Origin of the sequence: Nocardia lijiangensis NBRC 108240, from assembly GCF_001613045.1 — a bacterium.
GTDB lineage: Bacteria > Actinomycetota > Actinomycetes > Mycobacteriales > Mycobacteriaceae > Nocardia > Nocardia lijiangensis.
The window spans coordinates 1-528 of record NZ_BDBP01000229.1 but is presented as its reverse complement, the minus strand read 5'-3'; the positions used below and the strand labels follow the sequence as shown (position 1 = coordinate 528).

The following is a 528-nucleotide window of genomic DNA, read 5'->3' as shown; positions in this document are numbered from 1 at the left end:
GCCCCGGCACCGGTCGCGAGCTCGGGCGGACCCCGCCCCGACGACATCGCCTTCACCGCCGCCGACGCCACCCGGGTGCTCATCGCCCTGTGGACCAAGCTGCGGCTGGACCAGATCGGCCCGGTGGACACCATCGAGGGCCTCTGCGACGGCGTCTCCTCGCGGCGCAACCAGCTGCTCGTCGACCTCGGCTCGGAGCTCTCGCTCGGCGCCATCGACGGCGCGGCCGACGCCGACATGGGCGCGCTCTCGGCCACCGTGGAGCGGCTGGCGCGCACCTACAAGCCGTTCGGCTCGGTGCTCTCCGACTCGATCGGCGATCACCTGCGCAAGGTGTTCGGCCCGTCCGGCAAGCGGCCCGCCGCGATCGCCGAGCGCGTCAAGAAGGTGTGGGAACTCGGCGACGGCTGGGCCAACCACGTCACCGCCGAGGTCTCGCTCGGCACCCGCGAAGGCGCCAGCGTGCGCGGCGGCGATCTCGGCGGACTGGTCTCGGCCGCGCTGAGCGACGCGGCCTCGGTCGACGCC

Annotated in this window: 1 protein-coding gene; it reads left to right on the top strand. The window is 74.2% G+C overall.

All coding sequences use genetic code 11. The annotated features are described in order from the left end of the window. Positions 1-528 (top strand): hypothetical protein (locus tag NL1_RS36035; protein ID WP_156095230.1); only part of this gene is annotated, 528 nt, incomplete at both ends.